The organism is Microbacterium sp. AR7-10 (assembly GCF_001878835.1).
Classification (GTDB): Bacteria; Actinomycetota; Actinomycetes; order Actinomycetales; family Microbacteriaceae; genus Microbacterium; species Microbacterium commune.
The window spans coordinates 42293-61585 of record NZ_MJIR01000002.1; the positions used below are offsets into that span (position 1 = coordinate 42293).

General features: G+C 70.3%; 18 protein-coding genes. 6 read left to right on the forward strand and 12 right to left on the reverse strand.

What is annotated here, in order from left to right; genetic code table 11:
• Nucleotides 1-11: 11 nt before the first annotated feature.
• From BFN01_RS00440 to dut, 3 genes are read right to left on the reverse strand one after another with little or no spacing between them, the layout of a single operon-like run.
• Complete coding sequence (locus BFN01_RS00440) at nt 12-779, reverse strand: DUF3159 domain-containing protein (RefSeq protein WP_371260966.1); 768 nt, start codon at nt 777-779, stop codon at nt 12-14.
• A complete protein-coding gene (locus tag BFN01_RS00445) occupies nt 776-1363 on the reverse strand; it encodes a DUF3710 domain-containing protein (RefSeq protein WP_071640401.1) in 588 nt (195 codons plus the stop codon). Before BFN01_RS00445 ends, BFN01_RS00440 begins: the two co-directional genes overlap by 4 nt.
• Nucleotides 1360-1809 (reverse strand): dUTP diphosphatase, encoded by a 450-nt coding sequence (gene dut / locus BFN01_RS00450; protein ID WP_071640403.1) that lies wholly within the window; start codon nt 1807-1809, stop codon nt 1360-1362. The genes BFN01_RS00445 and dut overlap by 4 nt, the downstream gene beginning before the upstream one ends.
• Nucleotides 1810-1812: 3 nt before the next feature.
• Here dut and BFN01_RS00455 point away from each other — a divergent pair, with 3 nt between their 5' ends.
• Nucleotides 1813-2295, forward strand: a complete 483-nt coding sequence (locus BFN01_RS00455) for a DUF3093 family protein (RefSeq protein WP_071640405.1) — start codon at nt 1813-1815, stop codon at nt 2293-2295.
• Between the two features lie 60 nt (nt 2296-2355).
• On the opposite strand, the gene BFN01_RS00460 is transcribed toward BFN01_RS00455, so the two are convergent.
• Nucleotides 2356-2649, reverse strand: coding sequence for a DUF4193 domain-containing protein (locus BFN01_RS00460; protein WP_071640407.1), 294 nt, complete (start codon nt 2647-2649; stop codon nt 2356-2358).
• 209 nt (nt 2650-2858) lie between these two features.
• Here BFN01_RS00460 and sepH point away from each other — a divergent pair, with 209 nt between their 5' ends.
• A complete protein-coding gene (gene sepH, locus BFN01_RS00465; protein WP_071640409.1) occupies nt 2859-3905 on the forward strand; it encodes a septation protein SepH in 1047 nt (348 codons plus the stop codon).
• Nucleotides 3906-3920: 15 nt separating this feature from the next.
• On the opposite strand, the gene BFN01_RS00470 is transcribed toward sepH, so the two are convergent.
• The gene (locus BFN01_RS00470) at nt 3921-5048 is read right to left on the reverse strand and encodes an alkaline phosphatase family protein (RefSeq protein WP_071640410.1); all 1128 of its coding nucleotides are present in this window, start codon (nt 5046-5048) and stop codon (nt 3921-3923) included.
• A gap of 83 nt (nt 5049-5131) precedes the next feature.
• Between BFN01_RS00470 and BFN01_RS00475 the strand changes: the two genes are divergently transcribed.
• The gene (locus BFN01_RS00475) at nt 5132-7570 is read left to right on the forward strand and encodes a DNA topoisomerase (ATP-hydrolyzing) subunit A (protein WP_071640412.1); all 2439 of its coding nucleotides are present in this window, start codon (nt 5132-5134) and stop codon (nt 7568-7570) included.
• A gap of 54 nt (nt 7571-7624) precedes the next feature.
• On the opposite strand, the gene BFN01_RS00480 is transcribed toward BFN01_RS00475, so the two are convergent.
• On the reverse strand, nt 7625-9751 hold the full coding sequence (locus tag BFN01_RS00480) for a type IIA DNA topoisomerase subunit B (RefSeq protein ID WP_177243766.1): 2127 nt from the start codon (nt 9749-9751) through the stop codon (nt 7625-7627).
• A gap of 174 nt (nt 9752-9925) precedes the next feature.
• On the opposite strand from BFN01_RS00480, the gene BFN01_RS00485 reads away from it, so the two are divergent.
• Nucleotides 9926-10135 carry a hypothetical protein gene (locus BFN01_RS00485; RefSeq protein ID WP_071640416.1) on the forward strand — a complete coding sequence of 70 codons (210 nt, stop codon included), beginning with the start codon at nt 9926-9928 and terminating at the stop codon, nt 10133-10135.
• A 5-nt stretch (nt 10136-10140) separates the two neighbouring features.
• Here BFN01_RS00485 and BFN01_RS00490 read toward each other — a convergent pair whose 3' ends face one another.
• The 6 genes from BFN01_RS00490 to BFN01_RS00515 all read right to left on the reverse strand — a co-directional run bounded on the left by BFN01_RS00490 (nt 10141) and on the right by BFN01_RS00515 (nt 16328).
• The gene (locus BFN01_RS00490; RefSeq protein ID WP_071640418.1) at nt 10141-11175 is read right to left on the reverse strand and encodes an alanine racemase; all 1035 of its coding nucleotides are present in this window, start codon (nt 11173-11175) and stop codon (nt 10141-10143) included.
• On the reverse strand, nt 11172-11867 hold the full coding sequence (locus BFN01_RS00495; RefSeq protein WP_083428554.1) for an alanine racemase C-terminal domain-containing protein: 696 nt from the start codon (nt 11865-11867) through the stop codon (nt 11172-11174). Before BFN01_RS00495 ends, BFN01_RS00490 begins: the two co-directional genes overlap by 4 nt.
• Before the next feature lie 15 nt (nt 11868-11882).
• Nucleotides 11883-12635, reverse strand: a complete 753-nt coding sequence (locus BFN01_RS00500; RefSeq protein ID WP_071640421.1) for a type 1 glutamine amidotransferase — start codon at nt 12633-12635, stop codon at nt 11883-11885.
• The gene (locus BFN01_RS00505; protein ID WP_256220974.1) at nt 12632-13951 is read right to left on the reverse strand and encodes a MurT ligase domain-containing protein; all 1320 of its coding nucleotides are present in this window, start codon (nt 13949-13951) and stop codon (nt 12632-12634) included. The genes BFN01_RS00500 and BFN01_RS00505 overlap by 4 nt, the downstream gene beginning before the upstream one ends.
• Complete coding sequence (locus BFN01_RS00510) at nt 13948-15240, reverse strand: RNA polymerase sigma factor (RefSeq protein WP_071640423.1); 1293 nt, start codon at nt 15238-15240, stop codon at nt 13948-13950. The genes BFN01_RS00505 and BFN01_RS00510 overlap by 4 nt, the downstream gene beginning before the upstream one ends.
• 161 nt (nt 15241-15401) lie before the next feature.
• On the reverse strand, nt 15402-16328 hold the full coding sequence (locus BFN01_RS00515) for a proteasome assembly chaperone family protein (protein ID WP_071640425.1): 927 nt from the start codon (nt 16326-16328) through the stop codon (nt 15402-15404).
• A gap of 111 nt (nt 16329-16439) precedes the next feature.
• On the opposite strand from BFN01_RS00515, the gene BFN01_RS00520 reads away from it, so the two are divergent.
• A complete protein-coding gene (locus BFN01_RS00520) occupies nt 16440-17915 on the forward strand; it encodes a leucyl aminopeptidase (protein ID WP_071640427.1) in 1476 nt (491 codons plus the stop codon).
• The gene (gene lpdA, locus BFN01_RS00525; RefSeq protein WP_071640429.1) at nt 17915-19288 is read left to right on the forward strand and encodes a dihydrolipoyl dehydrogenase; all 1374 of its coding nucleotides are present in this window, start codon (nt 17915-17917) and stop codon (nt 19286-19288) included. Before BFN01_RS00520 ends, lpdA begins: the two co-directional genes overlap by 1 nt.
• Nucleotides 19289-19293: the final 5 nt, after the last annotated feature.

Genomic DNA, 19293 nt, shown 5'->3' on the forward strand with positions numbered 1-19293 from the left:
CCGGTCCGCCGTCAGTCGGCGCGTCGGTAGAGCGCGCGGACGACGAGCCAGGTGACGGCGACCATCGGCGCGAACAGCGGCAGCCCCATCACCAGCTTGAGGGTGCCGAGCAGGGTCACCTGGTCGGTCAGGTACAGCGGCAGCTGCACGGACAGTCGCAGCAGGAACAGCGCACCCCAGGCCAGTCCCAGCCAGAAGAAGGCGCGCCGCTTGCGACGGTCCCCCCGCCACGCGGTGCCCTCTCCCATCAGGAACCCGACGGCGAGTCCGATGATCGACCAGCCGGCGAGGGCCGCGACGACCATCACCGTGCCGTAGAGCGCGTTCGTGATCAGACCGGGGACGAAGTTGTCGGCGCCGCGCCCCGTCCACAGCGCCAGGCCTGCCGCCGCGGCCACGGCCACCAGGCCGCCGAACGCCGCAGCGGGAGGCGACTTCTGCGCGATCCGGATGATCGTGAGCACGCACGCGATGCCGACCGACACGCCGAGCGACAGCAGCAGGGGCTCCGGCTGCAGGGTGAACAGGACGACGAAGGCCAGGCTGGGAAGGACAGACTCGATGATCCCGCGCCAGCCGCCCATCGCACGCCACACGATGCGCTGCGCGCTCTCGTCGGTCTCCGAGCTCAGGCCGGCCCGGCGCGCCGCACCGCCGAGGGCGGTGCCGATCACCTCCGCAGCCGACGGCTCGGCAGCCGAGGGCTCCGCCGAGCCGATCGGCTCAGCCGCGGGATGCCGGGAGCTCGCCTCGTCGCGCCGGTCGTCGGCGGGTGTCACGCCGATCCCGGCGTGGACGGCATCTTCAGCGGGATCAGGTCGCGAGGGGGCATCGGCGTCGCGCCTCGCACCACGACGATCGACCGGAACAGGTCCTCCACCTGCTCGGCCGCTGCCGGATCGGACGCGGCATCGCCGCCGATGACTCCGCGCAGGAACCATCGCGGGCCGTCGACGCCGACGAACCTCGCCAGCCGCATGCCGGACCCCTCCGCAGCCGTGGCGGGTACCTCGGCCAGCAGCTCCTTGCCGAGCGTGCCCTCACGTTCCTCGACCCGTCCACCCTGCGTGCGGATCTGATCGCGCAGCTGCACGCGGGTCTCATCCCACAGCCCTCGCGAGCGCGGCGCGGCGAAGGGCTGCACCTGCAGCGACGAGCCGGCGTAGTCGAGGCCGACCGCGACGATCCGCTTGCTCTGCTCCTCGACCTCGAGGCGGAGATTCAGTCCCTCTCGGGGCAGCACCTTGATGCCGCCGAGGTCGATGTACGGGCGCACGGGGTTCGCCTCGCTGTCGTCGAACGGGCCGGCGGTCGCCCGGTCGGCCGGGGCGGACTTCAGCGTGGGTTCGATCTCTTCAGTCATTCGCTCTTTCCCTGGGTATAGCCGGTCGACCCGAATCCGCCGTCACCGCGGACGCTCTCGGGCAGTTCGTCGACGGGTTCGAACCGCGCTTGGACGACGGGCATCACGATGAGCTGCGCGATGCGGTCGCCGACCGCCACATCGTACGCTTCCCGGCTGTCGGTGTTCAGCAGGCTGACCCGGATCTCGCCGCGGTAGCCCGCATCCACGGTGCCGGGCGAGTTGACCACGGTGATGCCGTGCTTGGCGGCGAGACCGCTGCGCGGCACGACGAAGGCGGCGTACCCCTCCGGCAGCGCGATGCGCACGCCCGTTCCGATCAGCGCCCGCTCGCCGGGCTCGAGCCGGACGGCCTCGGTCGACACCAGATCGGCCCCGGCATCTCCGGGGTGCGCGTAGAACGGGACGTTCGCCGCGATAATGGGGACGGCAACGGAATGAGTCACCCCATGAGGCTAATGCAGAACCCCCACCCCGACACGCGCGAGACCTATCGCGAGCGACTGGCCCCCGGCCTCTGGCTCCTGGTCACCATCGCCCTGGCCGGCCCGATGGTGTCGCTCGTGCTGACGCCGCTCGACCCGAGCCTCGCGCTGGCGGTCGGAGCGATCGTCTCGCTCGTGCTGGTGACCCTGAGCATCGTGCTCTCCCCCACCGTCCGCGTGGTCGACGGCGTGCTGCACGCGGGGCGCGCGCACATCGACGCCGTGTGGCTGGGTGAGCCCCGCGAGTTCTCCGGCGAGGAGGCCAGGGCCCGGCGCTCCCATCAGATCGCCAGGGACGGCTGGAACCTGCTCCGCGGCGGCATCGACGGCGTCGTCGTCGTGCCCGTCACCGACCCGGACGACCCGGTGAGCAGCTGGACGATCTCGTCGCGCACCCCGGACCGTCTCGCGGCGGCGATCAGCTCGGCGCGTGCAGTGCGCCGCTGACGGGCCGGAACGCAGAACGCGCCCCAGGCCATCGGGCCGGGGGCGCGTGCGGGTCGGTGATCAGGCGGCGCATTCCTTGCAGATCGGGCCGTCCGCGCCGTCGTGGTCGAGCTGCGAGCGGTGCTTCACGAGGAAGCAGCTCATGCAGGTGAACTCGTCCTGCTGCGCGGGCAGCACGACGACATCGAGCTCCATGTCGGAGAGGTCGGCGCCAGGGAGCTCGAACCCGGTGGGGTTGTCCGAGTCCTCGACATCGCCGGCGCCGGACTGGGTGCTCGGCACGCGCTCCTTGAGGGCTTCGATCGACTCGGAGTCGTCTTCGCTCTTGCGAGGGGCGTCGTAATCGGTTGCCATGCGGTGATTCTCCACTTCCGTGGTGCGAGTGTTCGAGGTGGGGGGATCCGATTTCGGGTGATCGGCGGGCCATAGTTTGCACGACTGCGCACCAATAAGCAAATGCCATGCGGCCCGATCGGGGAAACTCGCGGCACGCCCACGGTATTCCGCACGCGATCAGGGTGCGCGTGACACCATGAACGCACACCCATCAGAGGGGCATTGGCATGGAAAACGTCACCATCATCGGAACGGAAGCGGGAGTCCTCGTCCTCGCGACCGAGTCCGGGCAGCGCTTCGCGCTGCCCATCGACGACGTCCTGCACCGCGAGGTGCGTCGCGCGACCCGCGAGTCCGAACCCGCGCCGGCGCGTCTGGCCGCGAGCCCGCGGGACATCCAGGCGCAGATCCGCGCGGGTCTGACGGCGGCAGAGGTCGCTGCGCTGCTCGGCGTCAGCGAGTCCGATGTGGCGCGCTTCGAGGGTCCCGTCCTCGCCGAGCGCGAGCACATCGTCAACCAGGCTCTCGCGGTGCCGGTGCTGATCGGCAGCGAGGTGGAGCCCGACGCGCAGCCCACCTTCGGCTCCGCGGTGCGCGCCAAGCTGGCAGACCTGGCCGCGTCGGACGAGCGCTGGGCGAGCTGGAAGGACGACACGGGCTGGACGGTCAAGCTCGAGTTCACGGCGAACGACGTCGCACACGACGCGCGCTGGGCCTTCGACCCGCGCCGCAGCACCCTGTCGCCCGTCAACGCCGACGCCACACAGCTCTCCCGGCAGGGGTCGCTTCCCGAGGGGCTCATCCCACGCCTCCGCGCGGTCGATGCGGAGCGCGTGTCGCCGTACAAGGACGACAGCCGTTTCGACTCCGGGGCGTTCGGACCCCGTCTTCTTCCGCCGCCCGAGGAGGCCGAGGAGATCCCCGTCGCGGAGCACTCCAGTGCAGCAGCTCACGATGCCGCCGCCCGGCGCGCCCCCGACGAGCACCGCACGAGTTCGGAGACCGCCGACCTGCTCGAGGCGCTGCGCCGCCGACGGGGCCAGCGCGAGAGCGCACCGCTGTTCGACGAGGCCGACGAGGACGCATCCCCGCTGGCGCTGTTCGACCCGCTCGACGAGCCTGCCGAGGCGCCTGCGGAGACGAGGTCGGCCGAGACGCCGGCGACGAAGCCTGCGCCGGAGGCTGCAGCCGAGCAGCCGAGCGGTCGCCGGAAGCGCCGCAACGCGATGCCCTCCTGGGACGAGATCGTGTTCGGAGCGCGTACGGACGAGTGAGCGCGGGCTGATCCGTCAGCGCCGGAAGGCGCCCAGCCTGATGAAGGGCACCCGCCACTCCTCGGGCGTGAGCGCGCCGTGCTGGCCCACCATGCCGCGGGCCCGCTGGTCGTCGGCCTCGCCGTCGTAGAGAGCGACGGTGCCGCGGGCGATCACCAGCATGTCGCCGATGCGTCGGCGCACGGCATCCGAGGCGACAGGTCCGAACAGGCCCGCCTCGATCGCCTCGGCTCGGCTGACCACGTCCGCCGCGCCCTCCAGATCCCGCCGCCAGCGCGACAGCAGCGCCGCCTGGTCGACGTCCGGCTCGGTGTAGACGTGCAGCATCCGCGGTTCGCCGCCGATGTGCCGGATGCCGTCGTGCCAGCCACCTGCGGCATCCAGGATCAGGTGACGGTGCTGCGGCACATCGATCATCCCGTGATCCGCCGTGACCAGCACCCCCACCCCGTCGGGAACCGTCCGCGAGAGCGCGGCGTCGACATCCTCCAGAGCGGCGACCCACTCGGCCGAGTCGACGCCGTGCCGGTGCCCTGCTTTGTCCACCTCGGGCAGGTAGCAGTACACGATGGCGCCGTCGTGGGCGTCGGCGAGCTCCCACGCGAGCTGCACGCGCTCGGCCGCGCCCGGTGCCGAACGGAACTCGGCGCCGCGCAGCGTCGCCCCGGAGAACCCGCTGCCGGCGTAGGCCGGGATGCCCAGGGCGAACACCGGATGTCCGCTCGCTGCGCCCTGCTCGAAGACGGTCGGGGCGCTCTGCCACTCCAGCGGATCGATGCCTCCGGCCTCCCATCCGCTGAGCAGGTTCACCAGCGCATCGGACTCGGGATCCCGCACGCTGTAGCCCACCAGGCCATGTGCCCCGGGGACGGCCCCGGTGAGCAGACTGGTCAGCGCGGCCGCGGTCGTGGTCGGGAACACCGATCCCGCGACGTCCTTCTTCGCCATGGCCGACGACAGCGTGCGCGCGTGCCCGGCGTGCGCGCGCAGCGCCGGCGCCCCCAGTCCGTCCACGACCACCAGCACGACCGACCGCGCCAGGGGAAGGTCCGCGGATCCGCCCCGCAGCGCGGCGAGGAGCTGCGGCGCCACCCCGCTGATGTTCCGCGTCGAATCGAGGCTGGTCGGTAGGATGAGAGGCATCCGGGTCAGTCTCGCACAGGTGGCCCGACGCACCGCGCCCGAGCGCCGTCGCGAGTCCGCACCGAGCGACCAGCAGGAAGTCCATGCCAAAGCCCTCGTCATCCGAGCCCGTTCAGGAGCGCATCCAGGACATCGACCTGTCGCAGGAGATGCAGGGCTCGTTCCTCGAGTACGCCTACTCGGTGATCTACTCCCGTGCGCTGCCCGACGCGCGCGACGGTCTGAAGCCCGTCCAGCGGCGCATCCTCTACCAGATGGCCGAGATGGGGCTGCGGCCCGACCGCGGGCACGTCAAGAGCGCCCGCGTCGTCGGCGAGGTGATGGGAAAGCTGCACCCGCACGGCGACTCCGCCATCTACGACGCTCTCGTGCGCCTGGCGCAGGACTTCGCACTGCGCGTGCCGCTGGTCGACGGACACGGCAACTTCGGCTCGCTCGATGACGGACCGGCGGCATCCCGGTACACCGAGGCGCGCCTGGCGGCATCCGCTCTGGCGATGACCGAGAGCCTCGACGAGGAGGTCGTCGATTTCGTGCCCAACTACGACGGCCAGTTCCAGCAGCCCGCCGTGCTCTCCGCCGCCTTCCCCAACCTGCTCGTCAACGGCGCCAGCGGCATCGCCGTCGGCATGGCGACGAACATGGCCCCGCACAACCTCATCGAGGTCGTCGCCGCCGCGACCCACCTGCTCGAGAACCCCGAGGCCACCACGGCCGAGCTGATGGAGTTCGTACCCGGGCCCGACTTCCCCTCCGGGGGGATCCTGATGGGTCTCGACGGGGTCAGGGACGCGTACGAGTCGGGTCGGGGGGCCTTCCGGCTGCGGGCCAAGACCTCCATCGAGCCGCTCGGCCCGCGCAGGACAGGCATCGTCATCACCGAGCTGCCCTACCAGGTGGGGCCGGAGCGGGTCATCGAGAAGCTCAAGGACGCGGTCACCGCGAAGAAGCTCCAGGGCATCAGCGACGTGCAGGATCTGACCGACCGGAAGAACGGTCTGCGGCTGGTCATCACCGTCAAGACGGGTTTCGACCCGGCCGCGGTGCTCGAGCAGCTGTTCCGCTTCACCCCGCTCGAGGAGTCGTTCTCGATCAACAACGTCGCCCTCGTCGACGGACAGCCGCGCACGCTCGGCCTCAAAGAGCTGCTGCGGGTGTACCTGCAGCACCGCGTCGAGGTCGTCACCCGGCGCAGTCGCTTCCGCCTGGCACGGCGCAACGAGCGCCTGCACCTGGTGCGCGGCCTGCTGGTGGCCATCCTCGACATCGACGAGGTCATCCAGGTCATCCGCACCTCGGACGACTCCGAGACCGCCCGCTCGCGACTGCAGCAGGTGTTCGAGCTCGACGAGGTGCAGGCCGAGTACATCCTCGAGCTCCGCCTGCGCCGCCTGACGAAGTTCTCGCGTCTGGAGCTCGAGGCGGAGCGCGACAAGCTGCTCGCCGAGATCGCCGAACTCGAGACGCTGCTGGCCGATCCCGCCCGGGTGCGCGCTCAGGTCGCGCAGGAGCTGGATGCGGTGGCCGACCAGTTCGGCACGCACCGGCGAACCCTGCTGCTCAACGCCGCGCCGCCCAAGGCGCGCTCGGCGAAGTCCGCTGCGGAGCTGCAGATCGCGGACGCCCCGACGACGCTGCTGCTGTCGACGACGGGTCGCGCCGTGCGCGTCGACCTCGAACCGGGCGCGGTGATCACCACGCCTCCGCGTCGCAGCAAGCACGATGCGATCCAGGCTCGTCTGGAGACGACCACGCGCAGCGAGATCGGCGCCGTCACGACCGCGGGACGCGTGGTGCGATTCACGCCCGTCGACATCCCCGCGGTGCCCGCCTCCTCGGTCGGGCTCGGTGCGGGCGTGCGCATCTCCGACTACCTCGGGCTGAGCGATCGCAGCGAGCGGGTCGTCGCGCTCATCCGCTTCGACGACGACACGCCGCTCGCGGTGGGCACCAGAGACGGCGTGGTCAAGCGCATCGTGCCCTCCGCTCTCGCGGTGCGACCCGAGCTGGAGATCATCGGGCTGAAGCCGAAGGACGTCGTCGTCGGCGCGGCTCCCGCCCCCGATGACGCCGAGCTCGTGTTCGTCACCTCGGACGCCCAGCTGCTGCACTTCTCGGCATCGAACGTGCGGCCCCAGGGTGCGCCCGCAGCGGGAATGGCCGGCATGAAGCTCGGCGCGAAGAGCCAGGTCATCTCGTTCACGGTGGTCTCGTCTGCGGATGATGCCGTGGTGGTGACCGTCTCGGGCTCGGAGGGCACCCTCGCCGGCGCGGACGCCGGTCGAGCCAAGGTCTCGGCGTTCGCCGAGTTCCCGGCGAAGGGCCGCGCGACCGGAGGTGTGCGGGCGCACGCGCTGCTCAAGGGCGAGGACGGACTTCGCCTCGCCTGGGTGGGCGTGGATCCGCGCGCGGTCGGGACCGACGGCGCGGCCCGCGTGCTGCCCGAATCCGGTGCGAAGCGCGACGGATCGGGGCAGCCCCTGGACGCCGTGATCGGGTCGGTCGGCACCGCGATCGGCTGACCCCCGGACGAGGCACCCGACGCGGCGGCCTCGACGCGCCCGGATCCGGCGGTCTCAGGCGTCGATCGCCTCGCGGCTGAGCCTGTCGCTCGAGCTCATGATGAACTCGCGGCGCGGCGCCACTTCGCTGCCCATCAGCAGCTCGAAGGTGCGCACGGCGGCGTCCGCCGACTCCGCGTCCTCGATCGTCACGCGCCGCAGCAGACGGCCGGACTTCTCCATGGTCGTGTTGGCCAGCTGGTCGGCATCCATCTCGCCCAGCCCCTTGTAGCGCTGGATGGGGTCCTGCCAGCGCTTGCCGGCCTTCTGCAGCTTGGCGAGCAGAGCGTGCAACTCGGCCTCGGAGTAGGTGTAGATCGTCTCGTTCGGCTTGGAGCCGGGGTTCATGACGATCACCCTGTGCAGGGGCGGGACCGCGGAGTAGACGCGGCCCGCCTCGACGAGCGGACGCATGTAGCGGAAGAAGAGGGTGAGCAGGAGGGTGCGGATGTGCGCACCGTCGACGTCGGCGTCGCTCATCAGGATGACCTTGCCGTAACGAGCGGCACTGAGGTCGAACGAGCGGCCGGAGCCGGCGCCGATCGTGGTGATGATCGCCGCGCACTCGGCGTTGCCGAGCATGTCGCTGACCGATGCCTTCTGCACGTTGAGGATCTTGCCGCGGATCGGCAGCAGCGCCTGGAACTCGCTGTTGCGTGCGTGACGTGCCGTGCCGAGCGCGGAATCGCCCTCGACGATGAACAGCTCGCTCTGCTCGAAGTCCTTCGACCGGCAGTCCACGAGCTTCGCCGGCAGCGACGACGACTCGAGCGCGGTCTTGCGCCGCTGGGTCTCCTTGTGCGCTCGCGCCGAGACGCGGGCCTTCATCTCGGAGACGATCTTGTCCAGCAGCATCGACGCCTGGTTGCGGTCGTCCCGCTTGGTCGAGGCGAAGCGCTCGGCGAGCTGCTTGCGCACCACCTGCGCGACGATCGTGCGCACGGCGGGGGTGCCGAGCACCTCCTTGGTCTGCCCCTCGAACTGCGGTTCGGGCACGGTGACGGTGAGCACGGCCGTGAGGCCGGCGAGCACGTCGTCCTTCTCCAGCTTGTCGTTTCCGACCTTGAGGCGCCGGGAGTTCTGCTCGACCTGGGCGCGCAGCGTCTTCAGCAGCTCCTGCTCGAAGCCCTGCTGGTGCGTGCCGCCCTTGGGGGTGGCGATGATGTTCACGAACGAGCGGACCGTGGTCTCGTACCCGGTGCCCCATCGCAGGGCGAGATCCACCTCGCATTCGCGCTCGACCTCGGTGGCCTTCATGTGCCCGTCGGCCTGCAGCACGGGCACCGTCTCGGTGAAGCGTCCGCTGCCCTGGATGCGCCAGGTGTCGGTCACCGGAGCATCGGATGCCAGGAACTCGACGAACTCCGAGATGCCGCCCTCGTACCGATACGACGTCACCCGAGGGCCGGCGGGCGCGTCCGCGTCGGATGACGGGGCATGAAGCGGGCGCTCGTCGCGGATCTCGAGCTCGAGGCCGGGCACGAGGAAGGCGGTCTGACGCGCGCGCGTCTCGAGCTCGGAGAGCTGGAACGCGGCGTCCTTCGTGAAGATCTGCCGGTCGGCCCAGTAGCGCACCCTGGTGCCGGTGACGCCCTTGGCGACCTTGCCGATCACACGCAGCTCGCTCTGCTGCTCGAACGGGGTGAACGGAGCGTCGGGGCGCGGCTCGCCGTCATCGGCGAAGATGCCCGGCTCACCGCGGTGGAACGACATCGCGTAGGTCTTGCCTGCGCGGTCCACCTCGACGTCGAGACGCTCCGAGAGCGCATTGACCACCGAGGCGCCCACGCCGTGCAGACCACCGGAGGCGGCGTACGAGCCGCCACCGAACTTCCCGCCGGCGTGCAGCTTGGTGTAGACGACCTCGACGCCGGTGAGTCCGGTGCGCGGCTCGACATCGACGGGAACGCCACGACCGCGGTCGGCAACCTCGACGCTGCCGTCGGCATGCAGGGTGATCGCGATCTTCGAGCCGTTGCCGTCGACGGCCTCGTCGACCGAGTTGTCGATGATCTCCCACAGGCAGTGCATAAGGCCCGGCGACCCGTTCGAGCCGATGTACATGCCGGGACGCTTGCGCACCGCCTCGAGGCCCTCGAGAACCTGGAGGTGGTGGGCGGAGTACTCGGAAGTCACAATCATCGATTCTATTTCCGCGGCGACAGGGGCCGACGCCGCGACACTCCCGCACGGCAAGCCAGGGCGTGCGGCGTACGCGCACAGCGAAACACGCCCGGATCCGGGCATGCATACAGGCGGCGCGTGGTTGTATTGAGCACGATCTCAAAGGATCCGAACCGCTGAGGAGGCACCGAGATGAACGCCACGACTGAGCGCGAGACTGCCGAGTACCGCCTCACCGCGATGGACCGCTGCGACTCCTGCGGGGCGCAGGCGTACATCGCCGCCGAGGTCAACGGCACCGAGATGCTGTTCTGCGCACACCACGGACGCAAATACGAGGAGAAGCTGCGCGCCGTCGCCACCTCGTGGCACGACGAGACCGCCCGCCTCATCGAGGCGTGAAGCGATCAGTCGACAACGAGTCGACGCACCGCCGGAGTGAGCCTGGTGATGATCTCCTCGCCGACCGTGTCCACATGCTCGGCGAGTGCGGTCGCATCATGCTCACCCGCCTCGCCCGGCCCGAAGAGCACCACGCGCTGACCTGAGGCCGCACCGCCCCACGGCTCGACCGTCATGGTCGTGCCGTCGATGTCGACGATGCGACGCAGCCCGCCCGGTGTGGCGATCTGCGCGCCGCGCAGGATCGACGGCAGACCGTGGAACGCTCCGATGCCGACACGGACGACGCCGCCATCGACCTGCTCGACGGGCGCGCTGAGCCGCGCGACGAGTCGGAGACCCTCGAGGGGCGGACCGTCGGCGGAGCGGATGCCGTAGCAGAACGCCCCGACGCGACTCAGCGAGCCGCGCAGCTCGGGCCGCCACCACGCGGCGGCGGACGCTGTCAGGTGCAGCACCTCGGGTTCGCCGCCGGCCTCGACGAGATGCGCGACCGCGTCCAGGAACACCCGCTGGGCGGTGTCATCGTCCGCATCGCTCGCCTCGGCGAGGTGGCTCCACACGCCCGACACCACCACGCTGCCGCGGCGCTGCGCGGCCAGCGCGGTGGCGACGGCATCCTGCCACTCCTCAGGGCGGAAGCCGTTGCGGTGCAGGCCGGTGTCGATCTTCAGATGCACGCGCACACGCGCGCCCGCGGCCTCGGCCTCGCCGATGACGGCGTCGAGATAGGCCGCCGATCCCACACCGAGGTCGATGTCCGCCGTGATCGCCGTGGCGACCTCGGACCGCGCTGACGTCGCCCACGCGTACACCCGCTGATCGGTGAGCGCGCGGATGCGCAGCGCGGTGGGGATGTCGTAGCCGCCGAACCAGGTCACCCCGGCGGCCGTCGCCTCGGCGACCGACCAGTCGACGCCGAGACCGTACGCGTCGTCCTTCATCACCAGCAGCAGCTCCGACGGAGCCAGGCGACGCTGCACCGCGGCGATGTTGCGGCGGAATGCGCCGCGCGAGATCTCGAGCAGAGGTCCGCTCATGCGACCCACTCCCCCTGTCCGTGTCGTGCGATGACCACGGCCATCTCCAGCGCCGTGAGTCCGCTCACCGATGCCCAGTGCGCGAGCGCATCGCGGGCGCCGCCGGCACCGCCGAAGTAGACGACGGGCGTGCCGTCTTCAGCATCGCCGCCCTCCAGATCGACCACGCACACGTCCATCGCGATGCGTCCGACCACGGGAAGCATCCGCTCGCCGATCTGCACCCGGACCCGGTTTCCGAGCACGCGCGGGATGCCCTGGGCATAGCCGCCGGTGACCAGCGCGATGCGCGTGTCGTCGACGGCGCGATGGGTGTAGCCGTACGAGACGGCCTCCCCGGCGCGCAGCGGCTTGGTGGAGAGCACGTGCCCCTGCAGGCTCATCACCGGCTCCGACGTCCGAGACCCGTCGGCATCCGGAATCCCGAACAGCGCGGCGGGCTCGATATCGCCCGCACCCGCGGTGTGCACGCGCAGACCGGGACGGGACGACACGACGGCGACGTGCTCGGGGTCGACGATCACATCTGTGATCCCGGCATCCGCGAGGACCCCGGCGACCTCGGCCGCGCCGTGACCGAACCCGTCGTGCCGGAGGTCGACGATCGCTCCGGGCGCGACGAGCGCGCGCGTCGCGCGTTCGAGTGCTCCTCGAGAGAGGAGCACCCTGGGCAGCGCGCTGCTGGCAGTCATGCGGATCTCCGGCTCTCAGAGCTGGATGGTCTTGAAGCCCTTGTCGTGCACGAAGCGCTCGATCGCATCGCGCGCGCCCTTCGCGTACTCATCGAACGGGCTCGGCGTGGCATCCGGAAGATCCAGGCCGCGGCGGGCGGCGGCTGCGCTGACGAGCACGTCGGCCAGCGCCGGGTTGAGCGGCAGGACGGGCCCCTGCACGTTGCCGACGACCGCGTTGCGGTGGCGCACGAACTCGCCGCGGGCGTCACCGCGGGAGTAGCTGCCGCGACCGGCGACGACGGTGCCGTACGCGGCGGACTCGTCGGTCAGCGTCCACTCGGAGGCGTGGTCCTCGAAGCCGACGACGGCGGCGTCCGGCGTGCGCACGGTGATGTATCCGACCCGACGGTCGCGGGTGCGCGACACCCGGTACGGCATGACGCCCACGCCGTCGACGCTGTCGCCGTCGGTGAGATCGATGCGCTCACCGAGCAGCTCGGCCGACCCGCCGATCGCGAACAGCGTGCGCTCGTCGGCGATGAAGGAGCGCAGCTGCTGCGCACGGGCGACGAAATCGGCGTGCACACCGCGCAGAGCCGAGAGCGGACCGTTGCCGATCACGACGATGTCGACGTCCTCCGGCAGAGGCTCGCCGACTCCGACGTGCGCCGTGGTCGATGCGACGCCCCGCGCGCGGAGGCGCTCCTCGAGCGTGCGGACGTTGCCGCGGTCTCCGGTGATGCCGAGCTCGGCGGGATACAGCTGGACGATGCTGATCTGCGTCATCGGCGCGCCACCTCCTGGTCGCCGTACCCGAGGATGCGGCGACCGATCATCATGAGCTCGTAGTTGACGAACCAGGTCTGCTTGCCGGTCGTGGTCTCGGGGAACGAGCGCATGATCGCGACCGCCTTCTCCATGTCGGGCTCGACGGTGCCGATCTCCACACCCGCGTACGCCAGGGCGAGAGCCAGCTGATGGGCCTTGTCGCCGGTGACCACGTCCACGCGCGGCAGCGGCGCGAAGTCGACGTCGTACAGCCACGAGACGTCAGGAGTCCCCTCGTCGATCGCGATCAGGGCACGCTCGGGTGTGCCCTCCAGTGCGTCGAGGTTCATCTGGATGCTCGGAGCGTTCTTGAACATCACGAACTCGACCTGCTCGCCGGCGGGGTCGCGACGCAGCGGGATGACCTCGCCACGCCCGTAGGCCGGTGCCATGCTTGCGAAGCCGGTGGCCGCGCGCTGCGTGTCGAACTCGGCGCCCAGCACTCCGGATGCGACCGCCAGGGCGGCCGCGGCGTCCGCGGCGTAGTGCAGCCCCCTCGCGGGAAGGGTGATGCGGGCATCCGCCTCCCCCACCCTCACGACCACGTCTCGACCGGACACCTCGCGGACCTCCGCGAACGCCTCCCGGTCGATGATGCCGGCCGTGCCGCTGCGGGTGTCGACGGCGTTGGCGAGGCCGTGCGCGGAGGATGCCACGATGTCGGACGCCACCCCGAAGAACGTCACGGGGGCGCGCATCGCGTCGACGTCGATCTTCGACAGGTAGGGATCGTCGCGGTTCACCACGACGTGCGCCGAGGCGCGCTTCGACGCCTCGAGCATCATGTCGGCCACCCGTTCGGTCTCGTAGAACCGGTACAGCTGGTCGACCTGCACGTTCAGCGAGAGGATCACCGACGGCGACAGGCGGTCGGCGAGGTCAGCGGCGAAGCCCTCGTCGATCTCGAGCACGGCGACGTCTGCGCGGATGCGACCGGTCAGCGTCGCGTCGGCGAGCAGGGCGCTGGTGACCCCCTGCGGCAGGTTGGCACCGGTCGGGTTGGTGAACACCCGCAGACCGTGCGCGCGCAGCACTTCGCTGATCATGTGCGTCGTCGTCGTCTTGCCGTTGGATCCGAGCACGAAGACCACGCCGTAGTGGAACTGGTCGGCGAGCGTCGGCAGCAGCGTCGGGGCGAGACGGTTGGTGAGGTAGCCGGGGAACGCAGACCCTCCCCCGCGCAGACGGGTCGCGAATCGCGCGAGCTTGCCCGCCAGCACGGGGAAGACGTACCGCAGGCCGGCCGAACGCGCCTGGGGTGTCGCCTGCATCATTCGACGTAGTCCCGCAGCGACTGCGACCGGCTCGGGTGACGCAGCTTGGCCATCGTCTTCGACTCGATCTGACGGATGCGCTCACGCGTCACGCCGAAGGTGTCGCCGATCTGGTCGAGGGTCTTGGGCTGACCGTCGCCGAGGCCGAAGCGCATCCGGATCACGCCGGCCTCGCGCTCGGACAGCGAGTCGAGCAGCTGCTCGAGCTGACGCTGCAGCATGGTGAACCCGACGGCGTCCGCAGGGACGACCGCCTCGGTGTCCTCGATGAGGTCACCGAACTCGCTGTCGCCGTCCTCGCCGAGCGGGGTGTGCAGCGAGATCGGCTCGCGGCCGTACTTCTGCACCTCCACGACCTTCTCCGGAGTCATGTCCAGCTCGCGCGACAGCTCCTCGGGCGTGGGCTCGCGGCCCAGGTCCTGCAGCATCTGACGCTGCACGCGGGCGAGCTTGTTGATGACCTCGACCATGTGCACCGGAATGCGGATGGTGCGGGCCTGGTCGGCCATGGCGCGGGTGATCGCCTGACGGATCCACCACGTCGCGTAGGTCGAGAACTTGAAGCCCTTGGTGTAGTCGAACTTCTCGACCGCGCGGATCAGACCGAGGTTGCCCTCCTGGATGAGATCCAGGAACTGCATGCCGCGACCGGTGTAGCGCTTCGCGAGCGAGACGACGAGGCGCAGGTTGGCGCCGAGCAGGTGGCTCTTCGCGCGCTGACCGTCGCGCGCGACCCACTGCAGGTCGAGCCCGAGCTGGCTGGACTTCTCGGCCGCCGACATCGTCGACAGCTTCTCCTCGGCGAACAGGCCCGCCTCGATGCGCATCGCGAGCTCGACCTCTTCGGCCGCGTTCAGCAGTGCGACCTTTCCGATCTGCTTCAGGTAGTCCTTGACGGGGTCGGCGGTCGCGCCGGTGATCTGCGTGGAGTAGACGGGGACATCGTCCTCGTCCTTCGAGGTCAGGACGATGGCGCCGGTGGGCAGCGGCTCGGTGAAGGCGGGCTTCTTGTCGCCCTCCTCATCGTCGACGTCATCGGTCTCGACGGCCTCGTCGTCGACCGGAGCCTCGTCGTCCTTCTTCTTCGCCGTGCGACGGGCGGGAGCCTTCTTGGCGGGGGCCTTGGCAGCGGGGGCCTTCTTGGCAGCGGGGGCCTTCTTGGCAGCAGCGCCCTTCGTCACCTTCTCGGGCGCCGCCTCGGCGGCGCCCGTCACCTCGGCCTCGACGGCGTCGGGGTCGGCAGCAGTCGTCGTCGTCGTCCGGGAGTTCTTGCTCGTGGCAGGAGTCACGTTTCGCCTTTCACGGAGCGGTGCGCGCGCTCCGAGCCGTTTCGGACACTAGTAAGACCCTTGTCAAGTCCATCCGCGAGGAATCTGTTGACAACGGGTCGAGTATCCATTATCACACACGACACCGCCGGCTTTCTCCGATTCGCGGAATCCGCCTCGGCTCAGCGCTGCTTGTCGTCGTCTCCGGGGCGTCGCGAGGCGAGATACCGCTCGAGCTCGGCGGCGAGCTCGTCGGCGCTGGGCAGGTCGCGCTCGTCGAAGCCGCCCTCGTCGCCGGTCTCGTCCCGGCCTGCCATGTACGCGTCGTAGCGCTGCTCGAGGCCGTGCAGCATCTGCACGAGCTCCTCGCTGCCCTGCACCTGCTCGGCGACGCGCGCCTGGAACTCCGCGCTGCGCTCGTGCACGGCATCCATCCTCAGGACCAGACCCGTGCCCGCCATCAGCTTGTCCGCCGCTGCGGCGATCGTGTCGGGGTACTCGGTGTCGGCGAGGTAGTGCGGCACGAGGAGGACGAACCCTGCCACGCGCACGTCGTCCTCGACCAGCCGGAACTCGAGCAGGTGCGCCGCGGTCGCCGGCACCTGGGTGCGGGGACGCCAGACCGAATGCACGGCCGTGAGGTCGCGGCGGTTGCCGCTGACCGTGACGCCCAGCGGGCGGGTGTGCGGGACGGGCATGGCGATCGAGTGCACCCAGGTGACCGTCGAGACCTGCAGAGCCTCCACGAAGTCGACGACGGCGCGCGCGAAGGCGTTCCAGGCGAAATCGGGCTCGTACCCGGAGAGCAGCAGGAACGCCTGACCGAGCGCGTCGTGCGCGAGCGAGAGCTCGAGCCGCGCCGGGCGGTACTCGGTCAGGTGGTCCTGATCGAAGAGCATGATCGGCCGCCGCGCGCGGTAGTCCAGCAGCACGTCGTTGTCGAACACGGCGACCGGCGCCGGGTCGGTCGTCGCGTTCAGGTGCTCGATCAGCCCCGCGACGGCGCTGCCGGCATCGGTGAAGCCGGTGAGCAGGATGACCAGGGGCAGCCCGGCAGGCACGTCCGGAGCCCCGGGAACCGACTCGAAGAGGTCAGCAGGTGACGGCATGACTCCATGCTACGAGTCGCATCCCCGGCCCGGGCGGCGCGGTGCATGCTCACAGCGAACACGGCTGCAGCGCCTCGGCTCCGCAGGAGTGCCCGTCCATAGGATGGAGTCATGACGCTTCCCGTGATCACCCACACGACCGATCCGTTCCCCGGAGGCACCGCAGACGCCGCAGTGCTCGTCATCCCCGATCCCTCCTCCGCCGCCGACGCGCTGAGCGGGTACGAGGGTCTTGCCGACACTCTGGCAGGCATCGGATACAAGGGAACCGCTTCCGCCTATGCGCGCGTGCACCTGCCGACGGTGACGTCGCTGCCCCTCGCCGTCGTCAGCGTCGGGAAGCAGCGGGATGCCGCAGCCGTGCGCGACGCCGTCGCGACCGCGGTGCGCTCGCTGACGGGCTTCGCCACGGTGTCGATCGGGTTCGCCGGCGACCTCGATCAGCACGCCGACGCCGCGGCGGAGGGCGCGCTGCTCGGCGGCTACCGCTTCGACGACTACCGCTCCGAGAAGAAGCCGTCTCGCGCCGAGACGATCGTGCTGCACGCCGCATCGATCGGTGAGGGTGCGCTCGAGCACGCCCGCGCGGTGGCCGAGGCCGTCGCCCTGGTCAAGGATCTCGTCTCGGTGCCCGCGGAATGGCAGAGTCCTGCCCAGCTCGCCGATGAGGCCGCCAAGGCCGTCGCCGAGCTGCCCATCGAGATCGAGGTGCTCGATGAGAAACAGCTCGAGGAGCAGGGCTACGGCGGCATCCTCGGCGTCGGTCGCGGATCCGACCGCCCGCCGAGACTCGTGCGACTGTCGTACTCCCCCGCCGAGGCCGGCCGCCACATCGCCCTGGTCGGCAAGGGCATCACGTTCGACACCGGTGGCCTGTCGCTCAAGCCGGCCGCCAGCATGGTCGGGATGAAGTTCGACATGGCGGGGGCTGCCACCTCGCTCGCGGCGATCCGCGCGATCGCGGCCCTCGGCCTTCCGGTGCGCGTCACCGCCTTCCTGTGCATCGCCGACAACATGCCGTCGGGCCGCGCGACGCGTCCCGGCGATGTGCTTCGGATGCTCGACGGCCAGACCGTCGAGGTGATGAACACCGACGCCGAGGGTCGCCTGGTCATGGCCGACGGACTCGTCGCCGCCAGCAGGGAGAACCCCGACGTCATCATCGACGTCGCGACGCTCACCGGCGCGATCATCGTCGCGCTGGGCATGCGCCACACCGGCGTGATGGGCGACGACGACGCCGTCGCCGAATATCTCGCCGCAGCCGAATCGGTCGGAGAGGATGCCTGGCCGCTGCCGCTTCCCGAATTCATGGAGGAGAGCCTCGACTCGCAGATCGCCGACATGGTGAACGCGAACATGGGCGACCGCTCCGGCGGGTCGCTCTTCGCCGGACTCTTCCTGCGTCGCTTCATCGGCCGCACCTCGGATGCCGAGGATGCACCGCGCATCCCCTGGGTGCATCTCGACATCGCGGGTTCGGGCGAGCACAAGGGCGCACCGTACGGGCACACGGAGAAGGGCCCGACCGGCGCCGCGGTGCGCTCCCTCATCGCCTTCGCGCGGGCATCGGCGAAGGAGTCCTGATGGCCACGCACGAGTTCGACGTCGTGATCCTCGGCGGCGGCAGCGGCGGCTACGCCGCTGCGCTGCGAGCCAGCGAGCTCGGCAAGAAGGTCGCGCTCATCGAGAAGGACAAGGTCGGCGGCACCTGCCTGCATCGCGGGTGCATACCCACCAAGGCGCTGCTGCACGCGGCAGAGGTCGCCGACCACGTGCGGTCCGCGGCTTCCGTCGGAGTGACGGCCACCTTCGAGGCGGTCGACGCGGCGGGGGTCCGCTCGTACCGCGAGGGCATCGTCGCCAAGAAGTTCAAGGGCCTCGAAGGACTCGTCAAGGCGCGCGGCATCACGACGGTGCACGGCGAGGGCCGTCTGGATGCCGATCGCTCGGTCGTCGTCGGCGACGACCGCTACGTGGGCGCCAACGTCGTCCTGGCCACCGGCTCGTACAGCCGCTCCCTGCCGGGTCTCGAGATCGGCGGGCGCATCCTCACCAGCGAGCACGCGCTCGCGCTCGACGAGGTGCCCGGCAGCGTGATCATCCTGGGCGGCGGTGTCATCGGCGTCGAGTTCGCCAGCGTGTGGAAGTCGTTCGGAGCAGAGGTCACGATCATCGAGGCGCTGCCGCACCTCGTCCCGAACGAGGACATCGCGATGAGCAAGGGACTCGAGCGCGCGTTCCGCCGTCGCGGCATCCGGTACTCGCTGGGCACGCGCTTCGCGACCGCCGAGCAGGACGACGCGCAGGTGACCGTCACTCTCGAGGACGGGACCCGCTTCAGCGCCGACTACCTCCTCGTCGCGGTGGGTCGCGGACCTGTGACCGACGGGCTCGGCTTCGAGGAGGCCGGCGTCGGCCTCGAACGAGGATTCGTGACCGTCGACGATCAGCTGCGCACCGCCGTTCCCGGCATCTGGGCAGTCGGCGACATCGTGCCGGGTCTGCAGCTCGCGCACCGCAGCTTCCAGCAGGGGATCGCCGTGGCCGAGCGGATCGCGGGGATGGATGTGCCCACTCCCCCGGACTCCCAGATTCCCCGGGTGACGTACAGCAGCCCCGAGGTCGCGTCGGTCGGCATCACCGAGGAGGCGGCCGTGGCGGCGCATGGCGCTGACGGGGTCGTGTCGTACGAGTACAACCTCGCCGGCAACGGCAAGAGCGAGATCATCGGCACCGGCGGCATGGTGAAGGTCGTCCGCCGCAAGGACGGCCCCGTCCTCGGTGTGCACCTGATCGGCGACCGCGTCGGCGAGCTCATCACGGAAGGCCAGCTCGCCGTGGCCTGGGAGGCGCACCCGGAAGACATCGCGCCGCTCATCCACGCGCACCCCACGCAGAGTGAGGCACTCGGCGAGGCTTTCCTCGCACTCGCCGGAAAACCGCTGCACGCCCTGTAGGAACG

Excerpts from the sequence above, each read along its gene's own strand:
- BFN01_RS00455 (WP_071640405.1), top strand. The coding sequence starts at position 1,813 with ATGAGGCTAATGCAGAACCCCCACCCCGACACGCGCGAGACCTATCGC.
- BFN01_RS00490 (WP_071640418.1), bottom strand. The coding sequence starts at position 11,175 with ATGAGCGGACCTCTGCTCGAGATCTCGCGCGGCGCATTCCGCCGCAAC.
- BFN01_RS00485 (WP_071640416.1), top strand. The coding sequence starts at position 9,926 with ATGAACGCCACGACTGAGCGCGAGACTGCCGAGTACCGCCTCACCGCG.
- BFN01_RS00515 (WP_071640425.1), bottom strand. The coding sequence starts at position 16,328 with ATGCCGTCACCTGCTGACCTCTTCGAGTCGGTTCCCGGGGCTCCGGAC.
- BFN01_RS00480 (WP_177243766.1), bottom strand. The coding sequence starts at position 9,751 with ATGATTGTGACTTCCGAGTACTCCGCCCACCACCTCCAGGTTCTCGAG.
- BFN01_RS00505 (WP_256220974.1), bottom strand. The coding sequence starts at position 13,951 with ATGATGCAGGCGACACCCCAGGCGCGTTCGGCCGGCCTGCGGTACGTC.
- sepH (WP_071640409.1), top strand. The coding sequence starts at position 2,859 with ATGGAAAACGTCACCATCATCGGAACGGAAGCGGGAGTCCTCGTCCTC.
- lpdA (WP_071640429.1), top strand. The coding sequence starts at position 17,915 with ATGGCCACGCACGAGTTCGACGTCGTGATCCTCGGCGGCGGCAGCGGC.
- BFN01_RS00460 (WP_071640407.1), bottom strand. The coding sequence starts at position 2,649 with ATGGCAACCGATTACGACGCCCCTCGCAAGAGCGAAGACGACTCCGAG.
- BFN01_RS00445 (WP_071640401.1), bottom strand. The coding sequence starts at position 1,363 with ATGACTGAAGAGATCGAACCCACGCTGAAGTCCGCCCCGGCCGACCGG.
- BFN01_RS00475 (WP_071640412.1), top strand. The coding sequence starts at position 5,132 with ATGCCAAAGCCCTCGTCATCCGAGCCCGTTCAGGAGCGCATCCAGGAC.
- BFN01_RS00520 (WP_071640427.1), top strand. The coding sequence starts at position 16,440 with ATGACGCTTCCCGTGATCACCCACACGACCGATCCGTTCCCCGGAGGC.
- BFN01_RS00470 (WP_071640410.1), bottom strand. The coding sequence starts at position 5,048 with ATGCCTCTCATCCTACCGACCAGCCTCGATTCGACGCGGAACATCAGC.
- BFN01_RS00500 (WP_071640421.1), bottom strand. The coding sequence starts at position 12,635 with ATGACGCAGATCAGCATCGTCCAGCTGTATCCCGCCGAGCTCGGCATC.
- BFN01_RS00495 (WP_083428554.1), bottom strand. The coding sequence starts at position 11,867 with ATGACTGCCAGCAGCGCGCTGCCCAGGGTGCTCCTCTCTCGAGGAGCA.